Genomic DNA, 20,339 nt, shown 5'->3' on the forward strand with positions numbered 1-20,339 from the left:
GTCGAGGCAGCATCGGGCGGGGCGGCCCAGAGACCGCCCTCCGCCCGTTTCGAGTGGACGCTTCTCAGGCGGCCTGACGCTGCTTCAGGAGGCCGCGATTGACCAGGAGCTCGGCGATCTGCACGGTGTTCAGCGCGGCGCCCTTCCTGAGATTGTCCGAGACCACCCAGATGTTCAGCCCGTTGTCGAGGGTCTGGTCCTCGCGGATGCGGGAGATGTAGGTCGCGTCCTCGCCGGCGCACTCATAGGGCGTGATGTAGCCGCCGTCCTCGTGCTTGTCGACGACGAGGCAGCCCGGCGCCTCGCGCAGGATCTCGCGCGCCTCCTCGGCGGTGATCTCCCTCTCGAACTCGATGTTCACCGCTTCCGAATGGCCGATGAACACCGGCACGCGCACCGCCGTGCAGGTGACCTTGATCTTCGGGTCGAGCATCTTCTTGGTCTCGGCCATCACCTTCCACTCTTCCTTGGTGGAACCGTCTTCCATGAAGACGTCGATATGCGGGATGACGTTGAAGGCGATGCGCTTGGTGAACTTCTTCTTCTCGATCTCGTCGGCGACGAAGACCGCGCGCGACTGGGTGAAGAGCTCGTCCATGCCTTCCTTGCCGGCGCCGGAGACCGACTGATAGGTCGAGACGACGACGCGCTTGATCTTGGCGGCGTCGTGCAGCGGCTTCAGCGCGACGACGAGCTGGGCGGTCGAGCAGTTCGGATTGGCGATGATGTTCTTCTTGGTGAAGCCGGAAACGGCGTCGGCGTTCACCTCCGGCACGATCAGCGGAACGTCGGGGTCGTAGCGGAAGGCCGAGGAATTGTCGATGACGACGCAGCCTGTCGCCGCGATCTTCGGCGACCATTCCTTGGAGACATTGCCGCCCGCCGACATCAGGCAGATGTCGGTGCCGGAAAAGTCGAACTGGTCGAGGGACTTCACCTTCAGCGTCTTGTCGCCGAAGGACACCTCGGTGCCCTGGCTGCGGCGCGAGGCGAGCGCCACGACCTCGTCGGCCGGAAAGCCGCGCTCGGCCAGAATGTCCAGCATCTCGCGTCCGACATTGCCGGTGGCGCCGACGACGGCGACCTTGTAACCCATGGGACCCATCCTTCGCTCCCCGCCATTCGATAGGCACGCTCGTCTTCCGCCCCGGGGGAGACAAGCGGGGCAGGCGGCGTCAGCTAATCGACGTTTTGATGGTGGAGCGCGCGATCATCGCCGCGATATGCGCGTCCGCGAAGTGGATGTCAATCACGCGAGCTTGACGAAAAGTCATCGCCTCGGCGCTGTCGGTTCGGCGCAAGCCTCCATCTTCCCGAGCATCGAGACCTCGCTCTTCCGATCGATGCGAACCAAGGACGCGCCATGCCGACTCGTCGCACCCACGGCCTTCTCGCCGCCGCCGCCTTCGCCCTGATCCTCGGCCCCGTCGCCGCGCTCGCCCATCACGGCTGGGCCTGGACGGAAGACGAGGAAAGCCGCCTCGCCGGCACAATCCGCTCGATCGAGCTCGGCAATCCGCATGCGCATCTCGAGGTGGAGACGTCGGACGGCGTCTGGCAGGTGGACCTCGCGCCGCCCTATGCGACCGAGCGCGCCGGCTTCGTCGAAGGTGCCGCCAAGGTCGGCGACGAGGCTTCGTTCACCGGCCACCGCTCGCGCGACCAGTCGGAACGCGCCTTCAAGGCGGAGACGATCACCGTGGGCGGCAAGACCTACGATGTCTATCCGCGCCGCGAAAAGAGCCTTGAGCCGGAGATCTGACCTGGAAATCCGGTTTCCGGACCCGTGATCGAGGAAGCCCTTGCCGGCCTTGCGACTTCGCCGGTCGCCGCGCTGTTGAAGTCGTCGCGTCTGGTCTATCCGCTGGTCAACGCCGGCCACATCCTGTCGATCGGCGCCCTGTTCGGCTCGATCCTGGCGCTGGACATCCGGTTGATGGGCTTCTTCGGCGCCGTTGCGCTGCCGCCGCTCGCGCGCTTCCTGCCGCTGGTCGCCGCGGCGGGTTTGAGCGGCGCGGTCGTGACGGGCTTTCTGCTGTTTATGGTGCAGCCGATCGACTATGCGGCAAACCCCGCCTTTCTGGTGAAGCTCGGGCTCGTCGCCCTCGGTGCCCTGCATGCGGCCTTCGTTCACGCCGGCCGCCGCTGGCGCCGGATGCTCGATACCGGCGTCGCCTCGGCCGGCCTGAGGGCATCGGCCGCCCTCTCCGTCGCGATCTGGGTCGGGGCGATCGTCGCGGGGCGCTTCATCGCCTTTATGGTTTGAGTGCCGCGGCGGCAATGACCGCACGCACGGCCGCAGCACCCCGGCCGCCCCTTGGCAGGCCGGCGAGGTCGCGGCATGATCCGGCCGCCCTGCTCGTCGGCTCGTCGGAGAAGCGCCATGCTGCGATCACGTCCTTCGCATGAGGTCTCACGACCTGAAGGCGACGGCCGGGGCTTTGTCCGCCGTCGCGGCCCGTTCCTGCGGAGGGGCCTTGCCGCGATCGCGGCCGCCGTCCTCTGGCCCGTCCTTGCCGCCGCGAGCCCGGCCGGCGTGATGGCGGGGCCCGGCATCGCGGCCCTCGTCTCCGGCCAGACGCTGGATGGGATCTATTCCGACGGTGGACGCTGGAACGAGACGTACCGGCCGGACGGCACGCTCGCCTATGCCGACCGGACCGGCCAGGCCGGTGGGCGCTGGTCCGTCGCCACGAACCTCTTCTGCACCTTCTACGACCAGACGAATTTCGTCGGCGGCTGCTTCCTGGTCGTCAGGCGCAGCGAGAACTGTTTCGACTTCTATGTGGTCGAGCCCGGCTCCAGCGGACCCTCCGTCCCGCGCCAGGATATCGAGCGCGCCGCCGGCTGGTCGGCGCGCGGCTCGCTCAGCGGCAAGGCCACGACCTGCCCGGTGGGACTGATCTCGATGCGTGCCGGACAGGAAGCAGGCCCGGTGCCGGGATAGGAGCGCATCTGGCTGCGCGGAGGCCATGTCGGCGAGCGGTCACCGCATCGCCGCTTTGCGCCGGAACTGGTAAGGTCGCCCCACGAGGGCGGAGGCGATCCTGAAGGCGGGAGACGGTCGCCGAGGGTGTCGCCGTGAAGAGGAAGCATCCGGATGATCTTCTCCAGTCTCCTCACTGGGCTGCCGCAGGGCGCTCCGGTCGTGCTCGCAACCCCTCGCCTCGCCCGGCGGTCCCGGTTCATGAGCGAGGCCGCGTTGAAGGCGGTCTTCGCCGATCGCCAACTCACCGGGACATATTCCGACGGCAGCGCCTGGCGCGAAAGCTATTCCTCGACCGGTACCCTCCTCTACGAGGGACAGGAAGGCCGCCTCACCGGCCGCTGGGCGGCGGAGGCGGACGGCTTCTGCACAAGCTACGACGGCTCGAACGCCTCGAGTGGCTGTTTCCAGGTGATGCGGCACGGGGCCAACTGCTTCGACTTCTACGGGCTCGACGAAGCGAGCGGAAAGCCGACGACAGCGATCGGGGAGATCCGGGAGGGGCGGGGCTGGAGCGCCAGGCACATCTGGAGGGCAATCTCCCGACCTGCCCTGCGAACGTCGACGGCTGAACTCTTCGACGACAGCCTGGGCCAGCGGGTCCCGTCAGCGCTTTGCGTTTTGGCACACGGCCAAGCATCGGCCGATCGACTGACTGCAACGAAAAAAGGACCGGCGTCGCGTTAGCCGGTCCTGTAGGCGAAATAGAAAAGCCCGGCTTTCCATCACAGAAAGTCGGGCTTCGTCGTATGGCCTCAGACCCGGCGCGGAGCCGGAGCCGGACCACGACGCGGGCCGCTGTCGCGGCCGAGAAACTTCTTGGCGATCCAACCGACCACCAACGCCTTCAGGATGCTCCTGATCATGCCAGTCTCCTTCGAGGTTTGTCCTGACCTCATAATGTCTGAACGCGCCATCGGGTTGCGTCCGCCGAAAGGCGCAGCGCTCGCCTCGCATTTCATGCCCGTCGCGGTTTCCGGTCGCCAAACGAACTTCTTGATTGTCCGATGCTCAATCGGACCGCAATGGTACCGGACGGAACAGGAGGCGGAGCGGGCTCTACCGCCCGCCTGTCGCCCTCAGTCGCTCATCGAATTGACGGCGTCGTCCACCGTCGCATCGGGGTTCTCGCTGCAATAGGTGGCGATCTCGTCGCCCATGGTCGCCATGCCGTCCGCTTCCATGTTTTCCACCGATCCGTCCGTTCCGGCCGTATCGCCGGAAGGCGAATCGGAAGCGCCGGCGGAGGCGTCGGCCGCATTGTTCATCGCGGCGAGGGCCTTTTGCCGGGCGTCGGCGCTGAGCTTCACATATTGCTGGCAGGTCGTCGGCCCGGCGGAACTGCCGGCGGCCGTGGCCGAGGTGTCCGACGACTGCGCGGCGGCGGTGGCGGTGAGGGCGGCCGAAGCGAGCGCGGCCGAGAGGAAAATCCGAAGCATGGGTCAAATTCCTTGCTGGACGACCGCGTCATGCGGCGTTGGACGGAAGACCTAGCCGCGCAAGATGGTGGAGCAAGCACCATCGCTGGCGCTCCTGCGCCGGGTTCGATGGGCGGCTAACCGATCGTCCGGCCGCACCTGGTCGCGCCTTCGGCGCCGAAGGCTGCTCCGGTCGCGCCCTCGGCGCTCAAGGCGACGTGATCGCACCGGCTCTCGCCGCAGCGCGTTCCGCCCTGGTGACACCGTCCCGCCGATGCCTATATCGGGACGACCACCCGCTTGCAGCGCGCGCCCCTCGCGCCCTGTTCCACGTCCCGGGCTTTGTCGCGGTGGCCCAAGCAGGAAAGCTCCGCAGATGTTCTCGATCTTCGAGAGGATGGTCCACGCGTTCCCGGAACGCGAACTGAAGGAGCCGCCGCGGGGTGGCCTGTTCGCGTTTATCTGGTTCTTCGCGCGCCCGGTCTGGCCGCTGCTCCTCGCCATGGCGGTGTTGACGGCGTCGATCTCGGTGATCGAGGTCTCGCTCTTCTCCTTCCTGGGCAACATCGTCGACTGGTTTTCCGAAACCTCGCCCGAAACCCTCCTTGCCGAGCGCGGCTGGCAGCTGGCGCTGATGGGCGTGGTCGTCCTCGTCCTCCTGCCGGGGATCCAACTGATCGACGGGCTCGTCAACTTCCAGGGCATCTTCGGCAACTTCCCGATGCGCTTCCGCTATGTGATGCATCGCTGGCTGCTCGGCCATTCCCTGTCCTTCTTCCAGGACGAGTTCGCCGGCCGCGTCTCGCAGAAGCTGATGCAGACGGCGCTCGCCGTGCGCGAGACGGTTGTCAAGTCGATCGACGTCTTCCTCTATGTCGCGGTCTATTTCACCGGCGTGCTCGTTCTCGTCGCGACCGCCGACTGGAAGATGGCGCTGCCCTTCCTCGGCTGGCTGGCGCTCTACGGGGTGATGCTGTGGTATTTCATCCCGCGGCTCGACCGCATCTCCGAGCGACAGGCCGATGCCCGAGCCGAGATGACCGGCCGGGTCGTCGACGCCTATGCCAATGTCCAGACGGTCAAGCTCTTCGCCCATACGAGGCGCGAAGCGGATTACGCGCGTGCCTCGATGCGTGGCTTCCTCACCGCTGTCTACGGCCAGGGCCGGCTGGTGACGCTCTTCGTCGTCTGCCTGCAGACGCTGAACTCGCTTCTCCTCTTCGGCGTCGGCGCGACGGGCATCGGCCTGTGGACGCACGGGCTCGTCACCGTCGGCGCGATCGCCGCCTCGGTCGGCCTCGTCCTCAGGATCCACGGCATGTCGCAATGGATCATGTGGGAGGTGTCAGGCCTCTTCGAGAACATCGGCACGATCCGCGACGGCATGGCGACGCTGCAGATCCCGCATGCGGTAACCGACCGGCCGGATGCGGTGCCGCTCGCCGTGCCGAAGGGCGAGATCGCCTTCGAGCGCGTCACCTTCCACTATGGCAAGGGCGGCGGTGTCCTGCAGGACTTCGACCTCAAGATCCGGCCGGGCGAGAAGGTCGGGCTGGTCGGCCGCTCCGGCGCCGGAAAATCCACCATCCTCAACCTCCTCCTGCGCTTCCACGACGTGGAAAGCGGCCGCATCCTGATCGACGGGCAGGACATCGCGTCCGTCCAGCAGGAATCCCTCCGCGAGAAGATCGGCATGGTGACGCAGGACACCTCGCTGCTCCACCGTTCGATCCGCGAGAACGTCCTCTACGGCCGGCCGGACGCCAGCGAGGCGGATCTGGAGCGCGCCGTGAACCGGGCCGAAGCGGCTGAATTCATCGCCGACCTGCGCGACCGCGACGGGCGGGCGGGCCTCGACGCCGAGGTCGGCGAGCGCGGCGTCAAGCTCTCCGGCGGTCAGCGCCAGAGGATCGCAATCGCCCGCGTCATGCTGAAGGACGCGCCGATCCTGCTTCTCGACGAAGCGACCTCGGCGCTGGACTCCGAAGTCGAGGCGGCGATCGCGGAGAACCTTTACCGGCTGATGGAGGGCAAGACCGTCATTGCCGTCGCCCATCGCCTGTCCACCATCGCCGCGCTCGACCGGCTGATCGTGCTGGACAAGGGCCGCATCGTCGAGGAGGGCACCCATCGCCAACTCGTGGAGTCCGGCGGGCTCTACGCCCAGCTCTGGGCGCGCCAGGCAGGCGGCTTCCTGTTGTCGGGGGAGGGCGAGGATCGCCCGGACGCGCTGAGGGCGGCCGAATGATCATGGACCGCCTGCTGCAGCGCTTCGAGACGGTGCTCGACCCGTTCGAGGATCACGGCGAGGACAGGGAGGACGCCCGGCTCAACCGCACCGGTCATCTGGATCCGCTTCCGGACGAGACCAACCGCTTCATCTGGCACTTCGCCAAGCAGGCGAAGTGGCCGCTCCTCGCCCTGCTCGTTCTCGGCGGGCTGACCGGCGGCGTCGAGGCGGCGATGTATACCGGCGTCGGCTGGCTGATCGACGCACTCGAACGCTCGACGCCCGAAACCCTGATCGCCGACCATTTCTGGCTGATCGCGGGCCTTGCCTTCCTGACGCTGATCGGCCGATCGCTCGTCCTCTTCCTGTCCTCGGTGATCGAGGAGCAGGTGATCTCGCCGAGCTTCTACAACCGCATCCGCTGGCAGAGCTATCGGCGGCTGATGGACCAGGCCTACACCTTCTTCCAGAACGACTTCGCCGGCCGGCTCGCGCAGAAGGTCCAGCAGGTCGGCCAGGCGACCGGCGACTTGGTGACGACGGTCCTGCAGACCTTCTGGTCCTTCGTCACCTTCATCATCCTCACCGTCACCATCCTCGGCGCCATCGACTGGCGCATGTCGGTCGTGCTCGGCCTGTGGACGCTCGGCTATGTCTGGATCATCCGCAATCTGTTGCCGAAGATCCGCGAGAACGGCCGGGCGACGGCGGAGGCGCGCTCGGTCGTTTCCGGCCGCGTCGTCGACAGCTTCACCAACATCCTCTCGGTCAAGCTCTTCGATTCGACCCGGCGCGAGGACACCTTCGTCAAGGACGGGTTCCAGTATCTCGTCGACGCCACCCGCCGCATGACGCGGGCGCTGACCGAGGTGCGAACCGTCGTCGCCGTCCTTAACGGCTTCATGATGACCGGCGTCGGCGCGATCGCGATCCTCGGCTGGCAGGCCGGCCACGTGACCTCCGGCGGGGTTGCGACGGCGCTCGGCCTGGTCCTGCGCCTCAATCAGATGTCCGGCTGGATGATGTTCAACATCAACGGCCTCGTGCGCAATTACGGCACCATCCAGGACGCCGTCGCCACCGTCACGCGCCTGCCGACGCTGATCGACGCGAGGGACGCCCAGCCGCTCGACGCGTCCAGCGGCGAGATCCGCTATGACGGCATCACCTTCCACTACGGCAAGGGCGAGGGTGTCATCGACGAACTGTCGCTGACCATAAGGCCGGGCGAGAAGGTCGGCCTCGTCGGCCGGTCCGGCGCCGGCAAGACGACGCTCGTCAACCTCCTTCTGCGCCTCTACGACCTCGAGGGCGGGCGCATCCTGATCGACGGGCAGGACATTTCCCAGGTGACGCAGGCCTCACTCAGGGCCGCGATCGGCGTCGTCACCCAGGACACCTCGCTCCTCCACCGCTCGATCCGCGAGAACATCGCCTATGGCCGGCCGGGCGCCGACGAGGGCGACATCCTGATGGCAGCCGAACGCGCCAATGCCGAGGAGTTCATCCCGACGCTGCGCGATCCCAAGGGCCGCGCCGGCTACGACGCCCATGTCGGCGAGCGCGGCATCAAGCTCTCCGGCGGCCAGCGCCAGCGCATCGCCATCGCCCGCGTGCTCCTGAAGGATGCGCCGATCCTCATCCTCGACGAGGCGACCTCGGCGCTGGATTCCGAGGTCGAGGCGGCGATCCAGGAGAACCTCACCGCGATGATGGCGAATAAGACCGTCATCGCCATCGCCCACCGCCTTTCGACCATCGCCGCGATGGACCGCCTCGTCGTCCTCGACAAGGGCCGCGTCGTCGAGGAGGGCACGCACGCCCAACTGATCGCCCGCGGCGGCCTCTATGCCAGCCTCTGGGCGCGGCAGTCCGGCGGGTTTTTGCTGGACACGGCGGCGGAGGAGAGCGAGGCGGCGGAGTAGGGGACAACTCAAGGTGTGGGTGTGTGATAACATCTATATCTATGCGCTAGCCCATGCACCCGCGCGGACGGGCGAGCGCGCCTGGGTGAAGGAGGAGGGAAAGAAATGTTGGTCGACATGATGAGCGGCAAGGCGATCACGGAGGTCCCATTTGGAAAGGAATACCGGAAATGGATGGCTCGCCTGACACCTGCTGAGGTCGCGGCGATTAAAGCGGAACTCAATGCGAAGATTGACGGCACAGAGATTCAGACCGCCGGTTGGATGCCCGGATCGGACTGGAGGCCGACACCGTTTCAGGCAATCTACGAAAAGGCCGCCCGTCAGAACTCTGACATCGCCGCTCGCTGCTTTGGATTGATGGTCTGGGAAATCTTCATGGAGCGCCCCGAGAAGTGGACGTCCGGGCGCTTCGAGAATAACGGGGAGCCGATTGGAAGTCGAACTTACTTCCAAGTTCCGTGAACCAGCTTGTTCCCTCGAGCGCTAAGCACACGCCCGTCCTCGTGGCCATAGCCGGTGAACGTGCTTCGATCCTTTTCTTGAAATTCTTCTGCGTCTGGTCGCGGAGCGGGAGGCGAAGCTGGATGAGTTGCGCCGGAAGCTGGACGCCTCCGGTCGAGGCCGGTGGTGACGCCAGCGAAGCTGGCATCGATCCTTCCCTCGAGAGACAAGCGGCGGAATCGGACCATCAGGCTGCACTCTCGGAGAGAAGAGTTGGAGTAACGGGCGATCAAAACGACGCGTCGGCACTGAGGGACGACATCGCCGCGGGTCTCGCCGATCTCGCTGTAGGGCGCGTGCGGAGCTTCGACGCGGAAGGCATCATCGCGCGGGGGAAAAAGCGATTAGCCGTCCGCTCGCCCTCCGCCTGACCGAGAAGGCGGAAGCCGATCTTGCCGCCATCTGGGCCTATGTGGCCGGCAATGCCTCGGAAGCTGTTGCGAACCAGCTCGTACGCCGGATCGAGCTCGCATGCCGGCCGCTTTGCGAATTCCCGCAGCTGAGTGCCATGCGCGAGACATTCGCTCCGGCCTACGCGTGACGTTCGAAGGCCAATACGCCGTTTACTACGTGCACGATGATCGCCAGGTGGTGATCGTGCGGGTGCTTCACGGTGCGCGCGATGCGGCCGCTGTCGCGCAACAGGGTGGATTCTCCGGTTCCGGTATCTGACGACCGAGCAAACCAGATAGGATCACCAACATCTTCCACCATGGCCGGCATTCCGGCAGGTTCCTGTTGGGACCTGTCGGCTCGGCCGCTCGGCAGAACGGCGAACATTGATTTTCCCTCCCCCGCCGCAGCGACACGTTGCCATCCGTCTTTCGTCGGCTCTGGACAAGCGGAGAGTTTCGCGCATAGAACGCCTCCAAAGATGCTGGGGGGGCAAAGACGCGAATCTTGACGGGTCTCCCCCGCCACATGGATCGGGCGCGGGGGCGACCGATCCCAGGGGATCAGTCAAGGAGTTCCAGCCGCCGTGAGCGTCCAAGACACTGCCGAACCGTCCCGCCGGGATTTTCTCTACATCGCCACGGGCGCCGTGGGCGCCGTGGGCGCGGTGACGCTCGCCTGGCCGTTCATCGACCAGATGAACCCGGACGCCGCGACGCTGGCGCTCGCCGCGATCGACGTCGACGTCAGCCAGATCGCCGTCGGCCAGTCGATCGTCGCCAAATGGCGCGGCAAGCCTGTGGAGATCCGCCAGCGAACCGAAGCCGAGGTCCTTGCCGCCAAGGACGCCTCGCTCGACGAGTTGAAGGATCCGATCGCCCGCAACGCCAACCTGCCGGGCGATGCTCCCGCCATCGACGCCAATCGCGCGGCGCCGGACAGGGAGCAGTGGCTGGTCATGGTGCAGGTCTGCACGCATCTCGGCTGCATCCCGCTCGGCCAGTCCGGCGCCTATGACGGCTGGTTCTGCCCCTGCCACGGCTCGGTCTACGACACCGCCGGCCGGATCCGCTCCGGCCCGGCGCCGGAAAACATGGCGATTCCGCCGTTCGAGTTCACGTCCGACACCACCGTGCGCATCGGCTGACAAGGGAAACCAGACGATCATGAGCAGCCACTCCTCCTACGTGCCCTCGGGCGGCTTCATGCGCTGGCTGGACGCGCGGCTGCCGCTGCCGCGGCTCGTCTACGATTCCTTCGTCGCCTATCCGACGCCGCGCAATCTCAACTACGCCTACACGTTCGGCGGGATCCTCGGGCTCTTCCTCGTCGCCCAGATCCTCACCGGCGTCGTCCTCGCCATGCACTATGCGGCGTCCTCGGCCATCGCGTTCACCTCCGTCGAGAAGATCATGCGCGACGTGAACTGGGGCTGGCTCTTGCGCTACATGCACGCCAACGGCGCCTCCTTCTTCTTCGTCGCCGTCTACATCCACATCTTCCGCGGCCTCTATTACGGCTCCTACAAGGCACCGCGCGAGGTGCTGTGGATCCTCGGCGTGATCATCTTCCTCCTGATGATGGCGACCGCCTTCATGGGCTACGTCCTGCCCTGGGGCCAGATGTCCTTCTGGGGTGCGACGGTGATCACCAACTTCTTCACCGCCTTTCCGCTGATCGGCGACCCGATCCACGCGCTGCTCCTCGGCGGCTTCTCGGTCGACAACGCGACGCTCAACCGCTTCTTTTCGCTGCATTATCTCCTGCCGTTCATGATCGCCGGCGTGGTGATCCTGCACGTGTGGGCGCTGCACGTCACCGGCCAGACCAATCCGACCGGCGTCGAGGTGAAGTCGTCCAAGGACACCGTGCCGTTCACGCCGCACGCGACCGTCAAGGACGGCTTCGCCATGGTCGTGTTCCTGGCGGTCTTTGCCTATTTCGTCTTCTACCTGCCGAACTATCTCGGCCATCCCGACAATTACATCGAGGCGAACTCGCTGAAGACGCCGTCGCACATCGTGCCGGAATGGTACTTCCTGCCGTTCTACGCCATGCTGCGCGCCATCACCTTCAACATCGGTCCGATCGACTCCAAGCTCGGCGGCGTCCTGGTGATGTTCGGCTCGATCATCGTCCTGTTCTTCGTCTCCTGGCTCGACACCTCGCGGGTGAAGTCGACGGCCTACCGGCCGATCTACAAGATCTTCTTCTGGATCCTGGTCGCCGACTGCATCTTCCTCGGCTGGCTCGGCTCGAAGCCGGCAGAGGGGATCTACCCGGCCTTGGCGCTGGCCGGCACGATCTACTATTTCGGCCACTTCCTGATCGTGCTGCCGGTGCTCGGCCTTCTCGAGACGCCGAAGCGGTTGCCGGGCTCGATCGCCGAGGCGGTGCTCGCCAAGAACGGGGGCTCCGGCACGCCGGTGGGCGCCACCGCTTCGCCCGAGACCAAAGGCTGACCGCAAGACGGCTTCGGAGAGAGACGCAAGATGAAAAGACTTCTGTCAGCCCTTCTGGCCGCCGGCATGCTGCTCGCGCCGGTCGCTCTTGCCCATGCGCAGGACGGTCAGGGCCCGACCGAGAATTCCGCGGCCGACGAGGCCGCGGCCACTGGCGGCGCGCCGTCCGAACACGCGGCCGAAGCGGGCGCGGCGCATACGCCGCACTACCCGATGCGGGAGCCGGAAATGCTCTCGTGGAGCTTCGCGGGTCCCTTCGGGCATTGGGACATCGGCCAGTTGCAGCGCGGGCTCAACGTCTACAAGAACGTCTGTGCGGCCTGCCATTCGCTCAATCTGGTCGCCTTCCGCAATCTCGAGGCGCTCGGCTACAGCGACGCCCAGGTGAAGGCATTCGCGGCGGAATATACCGTGCAGGACGGGCCGAACGGCGACGGCGACATGTTCGACCGGCCGGGCATTCCGTCGGACTACTTCCCGTCGCCCTTCGCCAATCCGGAAGCCGCCGCGGCCGCCAATGGCGGCGCCGCGCCGCCGGATCTGTCGCTCATTGCCAAGGCGCGGGCCGTCGAGCGCGGCTTCCCGAACTTCGTGTTCGACATCTTCACCCAGTATCAGGAAGCCGGGCCCGACTATATCCACGGTCTTCTGACCGGCTATGACGCGGAACCGCCGGCCGATATCACGGTCGCCGACGGCACGTATTACAACCCGAATTTCATCTCCGGTCCGGCGCTGAAGATGCCGCCGCCGCTGTCCGACGGCGTCGTCACCTATCCGGACGGCGCGCCGGAGACGATCGACCAGTATTCGCGGGACGTTTCCGCCTTCCTGATGTGGGCCGCTGAGCCGCATCTCGTCGAGCGCAAGGCGACCGGCTTCGTGACGATGATCTTCCTGATCGTCTTTGCCGGCATGCTCTATGTGGTGAAGAAGCGGGTCTGGGCGGGTACGCCGCACTGACCTTGCGCCGCTCGCCGGTCCGGTCTGAGGGGAAGGGGGCTTCGGCTCCCTTTTTCCATGCGCGTTCGCTCGCGGCCGGATAGACTTCGGTGCGGCCGTCACGGGCTGAAGGAGACAGGAACCATGTATATCGCGATGAATCGCTTCAAGGTGCTGCCCGGCGCCGAGGAGGAGTTCGAGACGCTCTGGCTGAACCGGGATTCGAAGTTGCGCGAGGTCGCGGGCTTTGTCGAATTCCACATGCTGCGCGGGCCGAAGAACGAGGACCATACGCTCTATTCGTCCCACACAGTCTGGGAGAGCTATGCCGCCTTCGAGGGCTGGACCAAGTCGGAAGCCTTCCGCGCAGCCCATGGCGGTGCCGGCTCCACGCGGCCGCTCTATCAGGGCCATCCGAACTTCGAGGGCTTCGAGGTCATCCAGACGATCGGCCGGGACGCCTGACCATGGCATCGGCCATCGAGACGAACGAAGAAGCCGCGGTGGACTTCGCCGCGGCGATCCGCACCATCCCGGACTATCCCAAGCCGGGGATCCTGTTCCGCGACATCACCACCCTTCTCGCCGAGCCTGCGACGTTCCGGGCGGCGGTGGACGCGCTGGTCTCCCCCTACAAGGCGATGGGGGTCGATCTCGTCGCCGGCATCGAGGCGCGCGGCTTCATCCTCGGCGGGGCGCAGGCGCATCAGCTCTCCTGCGGCTTTGTGCCCATCCGCAAGAAGGGCAAGCTGCCGCACGACACCGTCCGGATCGCCTACAGCCTGGAATACGGCATCGACGAGATGGAGATGCACCGGGACGCGGTGAAGCCGGGCGACCGGGTGCTCCTCACCGACGACCTCATCGCGACGGGCGGGACGGCCGAAGGCGCCGTCAAGCTCCTGCGCGAGCTCGGCGCTGAGATCGTCGGCGCGTCCTTCGTCATCGACCTGCCGGATCTCGGCGGCCGCAAGCGGCTGGAGGCTCTCGGCGTCGAGGTGAAGACGCTGGTCGCCTTCCCCGGCCATTGACGAGAGCGGCAGGCGGCTCTTCATAAGTCGATCGGACGACGTCCCGCTTCGGGCGGGGTATCGTCAGGCGAACGTGGAGAACCCGATGATGCCGAGACTGTCCCGTCTTTCCGCAAGTGGATCGATCACCGCCCTGGCTGCGGTGGCCTGCCTGATCGCGGGATCTGCCGTCGCGCCCGCCTGGGCCCAGGACCAGGCGACCTCCGCCGAACCGGCCATGGCCTCGCCGACCGGGCCGAACGACCTTCTCAACGCCACGCTGTGGATGCAGCGCTCGGTCGAGTACAAGGCCAATTCGCTGGTCATCTACGCCCTCGGGCGGGTCCGCCTCGACGAGGCGCTCGCCGACCCCTCCTGGAGCGCGCTCGACCAGAGCGACGCCGCCGACAAGCCAGCGGCGATCATCCTCGATCTCGACGAGACCGCGATCGATAATTCCGCCTATGAATCCGGCCTGGTCACCACCAACAGCGACTACAGCTCCAAGACCTGGGACGCCTGGACGAAGGCGGAGGACGCCAAGGCCGTTCCCGGCGTGATCGACTTCCTGAAATATGCCGATTCCAAGGGCGTGAAGATCTTCTACATCACCAATCGCAACGCCGATCAGGAAGAGGCGACGCGCGCCAACATGGAGGCGCTCGGCTACCCCATGGGCGGCAATGTCGACACCTTCCTGATGAACAAGGAGAAGCCGGAGTGGACGTCCGACAAGACGCCGCGCCGGGACCATGTCGCGAAGGACTACCGGGTCCTCGAACTCTTCGGCGACAATTTCAACGATTTCACCGACAAGGCCTCGGGCACGATGGACGAGCGCGAGGCGGCGTTCGAGGAGCTGAAGGACCATTTCGGCAAGGACTGGTTCATGCTCGCCAATCCGACCTACGGCTCGTGGGAATCGACCGCCTACGACAACAATTACAAGCTTTCCACCGAGGAGAAGCGGGCGAAGAAGGTCGAAGCGCTGAAGCCCTGGACGCCGGCCGCGCAGTAAAACGCCCCGGGGGCATGAGACGATGTCCGGTCGCCTCGAGCGGACATCGTCCGAGCCGGGCGGGCATCAACGGGTTGGCCCGGAGCCGGACCCGGCGGCGTCAAGCGATCTGGATGATCGCCTACCGGCGCGTCGGGCGCCGTCTCAGTCGAGGCCCTGGAAGGCGGCTCCCTCGAAGCTGAACACCGTCTCGCCGGCCTGGTTGACGCCTTTCGTGACGAATTCCAAGACGCCCCAGCCAGGCCGGCTCGCCGAGGCGCGTTTGGCCGTCACCGTCTGGCTGAAGCTGACCGTGTCGCCGGCATAGACCGGCCTCAGCCAGCGAATGTTCTTCACGCCCGGCGAGGGGCCGACCCGCGGCGGGGGATTGCCGGCCTCCACCCATTCGCGCGCCCGGCGATAGCGGGTCTCGACGTTGAGCCGCATGCAGGCCGCGGCCGTGTGCCAGCCGGAGGCGCAAAGGCCGCCGAGGACCGAGCTCTTTGCCTTCTCCTCGTCGAGATGGAAGATTTGCGGGTCGTAGCGCTCGGCAAAGCGCACGATCTCCTCCGCCGTGAAGGTGTGCGAGCCGAGGTCGACCTTTTCGCCGACGGTGATCGTGTCCCAGAAGCTCATGCCGCGGCCCCCGAGCGGGTGAGGAGCAGGAGCGTGTATTCCGAGGCGAGCACCGGCTCACCCTTCTGGTTGACGAGATCCGCCGCCATCTTGGCGATGCCGAGGGTCGGCCGCTTGGCCGAGAGCCGGGCCGAGACGACGCGGGCGGTGCCGGACAAAGTGTCGCCGGGCCGGACGGGCCGCAGCCATTTCACGAAGTCGACGCCCGGCGAGCCCTGCGAGGTCGAATCGAGGATGAAGCTCTCGGCCATCATGCGCATCAGCATGGCGCATGTGTGCCAGCCGGAGGCCGATAGCGAACCGACGAGATCGTTGGCGGCGCCTGCCGCGTCGTCGAGATGGAAGGGCTGCGGGTCGAATTCCTCGGCAAAGGCGACCATCTCGTCGCGCGTGACGGCGTAGGGGCCGAGCGCGAACTCGCTTCCCTCGGTGAAATCCTCATAGGCGCGCATGCGCTCGTCCTTGTGATACTGATCGTTCCGGCGCCTGAGCCGCGACCGGCCGGCGCTTCCGCGCGGGCGGGCACACGCTCATAACCCCGGGCGGCGATTTTCGACAACTCGCCAGTTCGCCAGGGGAGGGATTCGATGGAACGGCTTCACCGCTACCGGGTCAGGGTTCGCTGGACCGGCAATACGGGCAGCGGGACCAGCGGCTACAAGGATTATGCGCGCAGCCATGCGATCGAGGCGCCGGGCAAGCCGGCCATCGCCGCCTCCGCCGATCCGCATTTTCGCGGCGATCCCGCCTCCTGGAACCCGGAGGAGCTTCTCGTCGCCTCGCTCTCTGCCTGCCACCAGCTCTGGTACCTGCATCTTTGCGCCGTCGCGGGCGTCGTCGTGACCGGCTATGAGGACGACGCCGAGGGCGAGATGGCGGAGGAGGGCGGCGGTGCCGGCCGGTTCCGGCGCGTCGTCCTGAAGCCGCGCGTGAGGATCGCGCCGGGCTCCGACATCGCGGCGGCCGAAAGCCTCCATGCCAATGCGCATGAAATGTGCTTCGTCGCCAATTCGGTGAATTTCCCGGTCGAACTCTCGGCAGAGGTCATGGTCGACGGCTGATCCCGCCGGTCTTCGTCCGAGCTGAACTTCGTCAGCGAATCAGTCGCGCGTCCGCCAGGCGGACGCGCGAGAGCGTCAGCGGCGTGTTGATGCCGACGAGTTCGATCGTCACCGCCGCGCGTTCGCCGTGGAGAAAGAAGTTGCGCGGGACATTGACCAGGAAGAACTGCGGCTCGTCCGCATGCGGACGGTCCGGAAAGGCGACCGTGCCGGCATAGGCGCGAGCATAGGGCGCGGCATCCGGCTCCGACAGGAAGACGTCGATCTGATAGGTCTCGCCCTCGACGACGTCCACCGGTTCGAGCGTCAGCGCGAGCCGGCTCGGGCGCGCCCGCGGCATGGCGATGATCCTGGTCGCGGGCGACTGCGCGCTGGCGATCGCGCCTGTCTCGGAGTCGGTGGAAAGCGCGGTCTCCGGTCCGGATCCTGACGCCGTCGGCGAGGCCTCAAAAAGCGGCGCTGCGAGGGCGGGAACGAGCGGCAGGACAAATGTTGCGAGGGCCGGCGCGAGGAGGGCGGCGCTGCGCGGGATGTCGAACTGCCCGGGCGGGAGGTTGCGGAGTTTATCGTTCATCGTCTGCCGTCCGCCGGGGGATGGACCTCCGGCGGTGTCTCGATAGCTGGGTTGGGCCGCGCAGCGATCGCCGAGGACGACGGGCCGCAACGGCCGCGTTCGTCCCGAGGGAGGGGCGGCGTCAGGATTCCTTCGGCCGATCCAACGACAGCGGGTCCTTGGACGAGGGCAGCGAGGTCTGCGAGCCGGTCCCCATGATCTGGGCGAGGACGTCGTCGGCCGAGGAGGTGCGCCCGCCGATGCCAGCCTCGAGCAGCTGCCGGTCGAGGTCGCTGCCCGATTCCAGCGCGGCGAGTTCTTGGCCCGCCTCGAGCCGGCCCTGCGCCTCTTCCTGCTTGCGGCGAATCCGCTCGAGGGAATCCATCGCATTGCCGAGCTTGGAATTGATGCCCGACTGCGAGGTCGCGATCGCCGACTGCGCCTTGATCAGCGATTCGTTCGCCTTCACGTTCTCGACCTCGCGGCGCATCTGCTGGATGCGCTGCTCGGTATCCTGGACCGCCTTGATCATCTGCTGCTGGCGGACCTGCAGGCGCTCCAGTTCGGTGGCGTCGCGCTGATGTTCGGAGCGGGTCTTGGCAACGCGTTCGGCGAGCCCCCGGGCAAGATCCTCGCGCCCCGCCTGCAGCGCCGCGCGGGCGCTCTCCATGTCCTTCTGCTCCTTGGCCCGGGCCTCCTCGACGCGGCGCGACAGCGACTTGTTCGAGGCCATGATCCCGGCAAGGTCGGAGCGGGCGCGGCGCAGCGCCTCCTCGGCGTCGCGGATCTCCTGGTCGAGAATCCGGAGCGCCTGCGTGTCGGCGACGCCTTCGGCCGCCTCGTTGACACCGCCGCGCACGGCGGTGAAGAGCTTGTTCCAGACGCTCATCGGGCAGTCTCCCGCTTCTTCCAATCCTCGATCATGTTCGCCGCGTCGACCGCATTGGCGGCAAGCACGGCCACCTCCTCGACCATCTCCTCGGCGCGCGCACGCGCCGACAGCGATCCGAAGAGTTCATACCACTCCTCGCCGTCGATGGTGACGATGCCGAAGGTCGACAGCGGCACCAGCTTGTGCGTCGACAGGACCATCCGGTCGAAGGCCGCGCGGTTCGGGATCGATTCGGCGGGCGCCAGGATCACGCTGGCGAGGATCTGGTCGCCGCCCGGCGCGACGAGGACGTCGAGATCGCCCCGCTCCTTCAGCGTCACGCGGATGACGTCGCCCGTCTCCACGATGCTGACATCGACGTCACCCAGCGCCTCCGGGTCGGAAGCGAACAGTTCGGTCAGGCTCGTAAGATTCCACGTTTCCAGCGGCATTGGTCCCTCGGGTTGCGTAGCATCGTCGCGAAGTCCTACATCAGCCCCACGGTCCGACACAAACGGAATCAGATCGGTTTCGATTCGTGTTGACTTTAGGTAAGTTTGCCGGCGTTACGCGCCTGCGTTGGAGTCGATGTGCCCCTCCTTGTCAGCTTCATGCGCCGCTTTTATGTCGCGCTCGCCGAGCTCACCTGGTCGGCCATTCTCGTCATCGTCGTCGCCCACATGGTCCTGTCCTGGGTGATCTTCCGGCTGGCGGGCGAGAGCACACTCGCGGGTGACGCGGTCGATTTCGTCTATTACTACGTCGTCACGGCGACCACGGTCGGATACGGTGATCTCTCGCCGGTGACGGCGAGCGGCAAGATCGCCGCGTCCTTCCTGGTGATCCCCGGGGCGATCGCGATCTTCACCGCGACCCTCGGCAAGCTCTTGACGGCGGTCGGCACGTTCTGGAGGAGACGCATGAAGGGGCTCGGCAGCTTCGAGGAGCGCAGCGGCCACGTTGTGGTGGTCGGCTGGCACGACGGCTCGACACGGCAATTGCTGGCGATGCTCGCGGCCGAACGCGCGAGCAACGAGCCGGCGGTCGTCCTGATCGCCAAGGCGATCGATTCCAATCCCGCGGCCGGCGATGTCGACTTCGTGCGCACGGACCGGCTCGCCGATCCCGAAGCGCTCGAGCGCGGCGGGGCGCGCGGTGCGCGCTCGATCATCGTCCAGGGTGAGAACGACGACGAGACCTTCGCGGCCTCGCTGATCGCAGCGGCGATCGCCGAGACGACCCATGTGGTCGCCTATTTCCAGTTCGAGCGGACGGCGGCGATCCTCAGGCGGCAGAATCCGCGCATCGAGGCGGTGACCTCCCTGTCCTCCGAGCTTCTCGTGCGGGCGGCGCGCGATCCCGGCTCGTCGGAGGTCGCCACTCTGCTCCTGTCCGCGGCGTCCTCCGACACGGCCTATTCGGTGCGGGTTCCGGATATCGCGGCGACCATCCGCTACGGCGCCGCCCTGACCGGCCTCAAGCGGCTGCACAAGGTGACGCTGGTCGGCCTCGCCAAATCCGGCCAGGTCGATCTCAACTGCGACGAGGACGACGAGATCAGCGCCGGGGACGTCCTCTATTATATCTCCGACCACAGGCTCGAACCCCGCTCCGTCGCCTGGGACGCCTTGCAAGGGACAACTGCATGATCAGCTGGCCGTTCGGCAGGAACAAGACGCCCGAGCTGCCCGAGGAGCGCGGTCCTTTGGCCGTGCCCATCGGCGGTGCGCTGGAGATCGACACGCTGGCGCTTCAGGCCGACACGACGGGGGCATCGCCGGGAATGGAACTGCCGGAGGGCGGCTCCTTCATCGTCGTCGCCTATGGCGAGGCGCGGCTCGACGCCGACACGATCCTGTCGCGCTACTACGACGACGACGACCGAATCCTGCAGGTCATTTCGGCCGGCGGCCGGCCGGGTGACCCGGCCGACGACGTCAGCCTCTACCAGTCCTGGGACAGCGTCGCTCCGGTGGGCTCGGCCGAATGGGCCCGCTGGACCGGCCCGTCCGGGATGATCGGCCAGCCGACCTACGATGCCGACGGCATCCTCTTCCAGCGCTATTGGGGTGAGGGGGCCGGGCGCGCCGAACCGGTGCAGTTCGTCGAGGAGGTCGACGACGGCCGCTCCAAGCGCTCGATCCACCAGACCTGCATGCTCTACTCGCGTCCGCTCGGCACGACGATGGAGATGCTGCTCCTCAATGTCGAGCGCGACCTCGCGGACGCTGCAAGGCGCGAGGGCGGCTCGGTGGAGTTCCTGCTCGGCTACGGGCTCGGACCGGCGGACGTGCGCAGGATCTGATCGAACGCAAGGCGGCCGGGCGAGGAGCCCCGTCGCCAGTCAACCG

Annotated in this window: 24 protein-coding genes and 1 pseudogene; 17 read left to right on the forward strand and 8 right to left on the reverse strand. The window is 66.6% G+C overall.

The annotated features are described in order from the left end of the window. Nucleotides 1-64: 64 nt before the first annotated feature. Nucleotides 65-1,096, reverse strand: coding sequence for an aspartate-semialdehyde dehydrogenase (locus tag LH400_RS13190; RefSeq protein ID WP_229153195.1), 1,032 nt, complete (start codon nucleotides 1,094-1,096; stop codon nucleotides 65-67). Between the two features lie 79 nt (nucleotides 1,097-1,175). Next, nucleotides 1,176-1,301 carry a hypothetical protein gene (locus LH400_RS26025; RefSeq protein WP_255617291.1) on the reverse strand — a complete coding sequence of 42 codons (126 nt, stop codon included), beginning with the start codon at nucleotides 1,299-1,301 and terminating at the stop codon, nucleotides 1,176-1,178. 62 nt (nucleotides 1,302-1,363) lie between these two features. Between LH400_RS26025 and LH400_RS13195 the strand changes: the two genes are divergently transcribed. From LH400_RS13195 to LH400_RS13210, 4 genes are all read left to right on the forward strand, one after another. After that, nucleotides 1,364-1,762 carry a DUF6152 family protein gene (locus LH400_RS13195; RefSeq protein ID WP_229153196.1) on the forward strand — a complete coding sequence of 133 codons (399 nt, stop codon included), beginning with the start codon at nucleotides 1,364-1,366 and terminating at the stop codon, nucleotides 1,760-1,762. Between the two features lie 24 nt (nucleotides 1,763-1,786). Then, nucleotides 1,787-2,266, forward strand: a complete 480-nt coding sequence (locus LH400_RS13200) for a DUF2214 domain-containing protein (RefSeq protein WP_229153197.1) — start codon at nucleotides 1,787-1,789, stop codon at nucleotides 2,264-2,266. Between the two features lie 117 nt (nucleotides 2,267-2,383). Continuing rightward, nucleotides 2,384-2,947 carry a hypothetical protein gene (locus tag LH400_RS13205; RefSeq protein ID WP_229153198.1) on the forward strand — a complete coding sequence of 188 codons (564 nt, stop codon included), beginning with the start codon at nucleotides 2,384-2,386 and terminating at the stop codon, nucleotides 2,945-2,947. A 240-nt stretch (nucleotides 2,948-3,187) separates the two neighbouring features. Then, nucleotides 3,188-3,673, forward strand: a complete 486-nt coding sequence (locus tag LH400_RS13210) for a hypothetical protein (protein ID WP_229153199.1) — start codon at nucleotides 3,188-3,190, stop codon at nucleotides 3,671-3,673. A gap of 392 nt (nucleotides 3,674-4,065) precedes the next feature. Here LH400_RS13210 and LH400_RS13215 read toward each other — a convergent pair whose 3' ends face one another. Further along, entirely contained in the window at nucleotides 4,066-4,425 is a 360-nt protein-coding gene (locus LH400_RS13215) for a hypothetical protein (protein WP_229153200.1), read from the reverse strand. A 355-nt stretch (nucleotides 4,426-4,780) separates the two neighbouring features. Here LH400_RS13215 and LH400_RS13220 point away from each other — a divergent pair, with 355 nt between their 5' ends. The 10 genes and pseudogenes from LH400_RS13220 to LH400_RS13265 all read left to right on the forward strand — a co-directional run bounded on the left by LH400_RS13220 (nucleotide 4,781) and on the right by LH400_RS13265 (nucleotide 14,888). Next, entirely contained in the window at nucleotides 4,781-6,652 is a 1,872-nt protein-coding gene (locus tag LH400_RS13220) for an ABC transporter ATP-binding protein (protein ID WP_229153201.1), read from the forward strand. Continuing rightward, nucleotides 6,649-8,559, forward strand: a complete 1,911-nt coding sequence (locus tag LH400_RS13225; protein ID WP_229153202.1) for an ABC transporter ATP-binding protein — start codon at nucleotides 6,649-6,651, stop codon at nucleotides 8,557-8,559. Before LH400_RS13220 ends, LH400_RS13225 begins: the two co-directional genes overlap by 4 nt. Before the next feature lie 105 nt (nucleotides 8,560-8,664). Next, nucleotides 8,665-9,024 carry a hypothetical protein gene (locus LH400_RS13230; protein ID WP_229153203.1) on the forward strand — a complete coding sequence of 120 codons (360 nt, stop codon included), beginning with the start codon at nucleotides 8,665-8,667 and terminating at the stop codon, nucleotides 9,022-9,024. 451 nt (nucleotides 9,025-9,475) lie between these two features. Continuing rightward, a pseudogene (locus LH400_RS26370) lies at nucleotides 9,476-9,735 on the forward strand (type II toxin-antitoxin system RelE/ParE family toxin). A gap of 307 nt (nucleotides 9,736-10,042) precedes the next feature. After that, nucleotides 10,043-10,603 (forward strand): ubiquinol-cytochrome c reductase iron-sulfur subunit, encoded by a 561-nt coding sequence (petA, locus tag LH400_RS13240; protein ID WP_229153205.1) that lies wholly within the window; start codon nucleotides 10,043-10,045, stop codon nucleotides 10,601-10,603. A gap of 19 nt (nucleotides 10,604-10,622) precedes the next feature. Then, nucleotides 10,623-11,918, forward strand: a complete 1,296-nt coding sequence (locus LH400_RS13245) for a cytochrome b (RefSeq protein WP_229153206.1) — start codon at nucleotides 10,623-10,625, stop codon at nucleotides 11,916-11,918. Nucleotides 11,919-11,948: 30 nt separating this feature from the next. Then, complete coding sequence (locus LH400_RS13250; protein ID WP_229153207.1) at nucleotides 11,949-12,881, forward strand: cytochrome c1; 933 nt, start codon at nucleotides 11,949-11,951, stop codon at nucleotides 12,879-12,881. A gap of 123 nt (nucleotides 12,882-13,004) precedes the next feature. Beyond that, on the forward strand, nucleotides 13,005-13,325 hold the full coding sequence (hmuQ, locus tag LH400_RS13255; protein ID WP_229153208.1) for a heme-degrading protein HmuQ: 321 nt from the start codon (nucleotides 13,005-13,007) through the stop codon (nucleotides 13,323-13,325). 2 nt (nucleotides 13,326-13,327) lie between these two features. Continuing rightward, on the forward strand, nucleotides 13,328-13,891 hold the full coding sequence (locus tag LH400_RS13260; RefSeq protein ID WP_229153209.1) for an adenine phosphoribosyltransferase: 564 nt from the start codon (nucleotides 13,328-13,330) through the stop codon (nucleotides 13,889-13,891). An 85-nt stretch (nucleotides 13,892-13,976) separates the two neighbouring features. Further along, nucleotides 13,977-14,888, forward strand: a complete 912-nt coding sequence (locus LH400_RS13265) for a 5'-nucleotidase, lipoprotein e(P4) family (protein WP_229153210.1) — start codon at nucleotides 13,977-13,979, stop codon at nucleotides 14,886-14,888. A 144-nt stretch (nucleotides 14,889-15,032) separates the two neighbouring features. On the opposite strand, the gene LH400_RS13270 is transcribed toward LH400_RS13265, so the two are convergent. Further along, nucleotides 15,033-15,503 carry a MaoC family dehydratase gene (locus LH400_RS13270; protein WP_229153211.1) on the reverse strand — a complete coding sequence of 157 codons (471 nt, stop codon included), beginning with the start codon at nucleotides 15,501-15,503 and terminating at the stop codon, nucleotides 15,033-15,035. Continuing rightward, entirely contained in the window at nucleotides 15,500-15,955 is a 456-nt protein-coding gene (locus LH400_RS13275; RefSeq protein WP_229153212.1) for a MaoC family dehydratase, read from the reverse strand. Before LH400_RS13275 ends, LH400_RS13270 begins: the two co-directional genes overlap by 4 nt. 135 nt (nucleotides 15,956-16,090) lie before the next feature. Here LH400_RS13275 and LH400_RS13280 point away from each other — a divergent pair, with 135 nt between their 5' ends. Beyond that, nucleotides 16,091-16,564 carry an OsmC family protein gene (locus LH400_RS13280; RefSeq protein ID WP_229153213.1) on the forward strand — a complete coding sequence of 158 codons (474 nt, stop codon included), beginning with the start codon at nucleotides 16,091-16,093 and terminating at the stop codon, nucleotides 16,562-16,564. Between the two features lie 31 nt (nucleotides 16,565-16,595). Here LH400_RS13280 and LH400_RS13285 read toward each other — a convergent pair whose 3' ends face one another. The 3 genes from LH400_RS13285 to LH400_RS13295 all read right to left on the reverse strand — a co-directional run bounded on the left by LH400_RS13285 (nucleotide 16,596) and on the right by LH400_RS13295 (nucleotide 18,440). Then, nucleotides 16,596-17,138 carry a hypothetical protein gene (locus tag LH400_RS13285; protein WP_229153214.1) on the reverse strand — a complete coding sequence of 181 codons (543 nt, stop codon included), beginning with the start codon at nucleotides 17,136-17,138 and terminating at the stop codon, nucleotides 16,596-16,598. 121 nt (nucleotides 17,139-17,259) lie between these two features. Beyond that, on the reverse strand, nucleotides 17,260-18,006 hold the full coding sequence (locus LH400_RS13290) for a PspA/IM30 family protein (RefSeq protein WP_229153215.1): 747 nt from the start codon (nucleotides 18,004-18,006) through the stop codon (nucleotides 17,260-17,262). Continuing rightward, on the reverse strand, nucleotides 18,003-18,440 hold the full coding sequence (locus LH400_RS13295; RefSeq protein ID WP_229153216.1) for a YjfI family protein: 438 nt from the start codon (nucleotides 18,438-18,440) through the stop codon (nucleotides 18,003-18,005). Before LH400_RS13295 ends, LH400_RS13290 begins: the two co-directional genes overlap by 4 nt. Before the next feature lie 138 nt (nucleotides 18,441-18,578). Between LH400_RS13295 and LH400_RS13300 the strand changes: the two genes are divergently transcribed. Together LH400_RS13300 and LH400_RS13305 are read left to right on the forward strand one after the other, a co-directional pair. Further along, the gene (locus tag LH400_RS13300) at nucleotides 18,579-19,637 is read left to right on the forward strand and encodes a potassium channel family protein (RefSeq protein WP_229153217.1); all 1,059 of its coding nucleotides are present in this window, start codon (nucleotides 18,579-18,581) and stop codon (nucleotides 19,635-19,637) included. Continuing rightward, a complete protein-coding gene (locus LH400_RS13305; RefSeq protein ID WP_229153218.1) occupies nucleotides 19,634-20,293 on the forward strand; it encodes a DUF2491 family protein in 660 nt (219 codons plus the stop codon). Before LH400_RS13300 ends, LH400_RS13305 begins: the two co-directional genes overlap by 4 nt. The last annotated feature ends 46 nt before the right edge of the window (nucleotides 20,294-20,339 follow it).

This window comes from Jiella soli (genome assembly GCF_020615385.1).
GTDB lineage: Bacteria > Pseudomonadota > Alphaproteobacteria > Rhizobiales > Rhizobiaceae > VKMB-3413.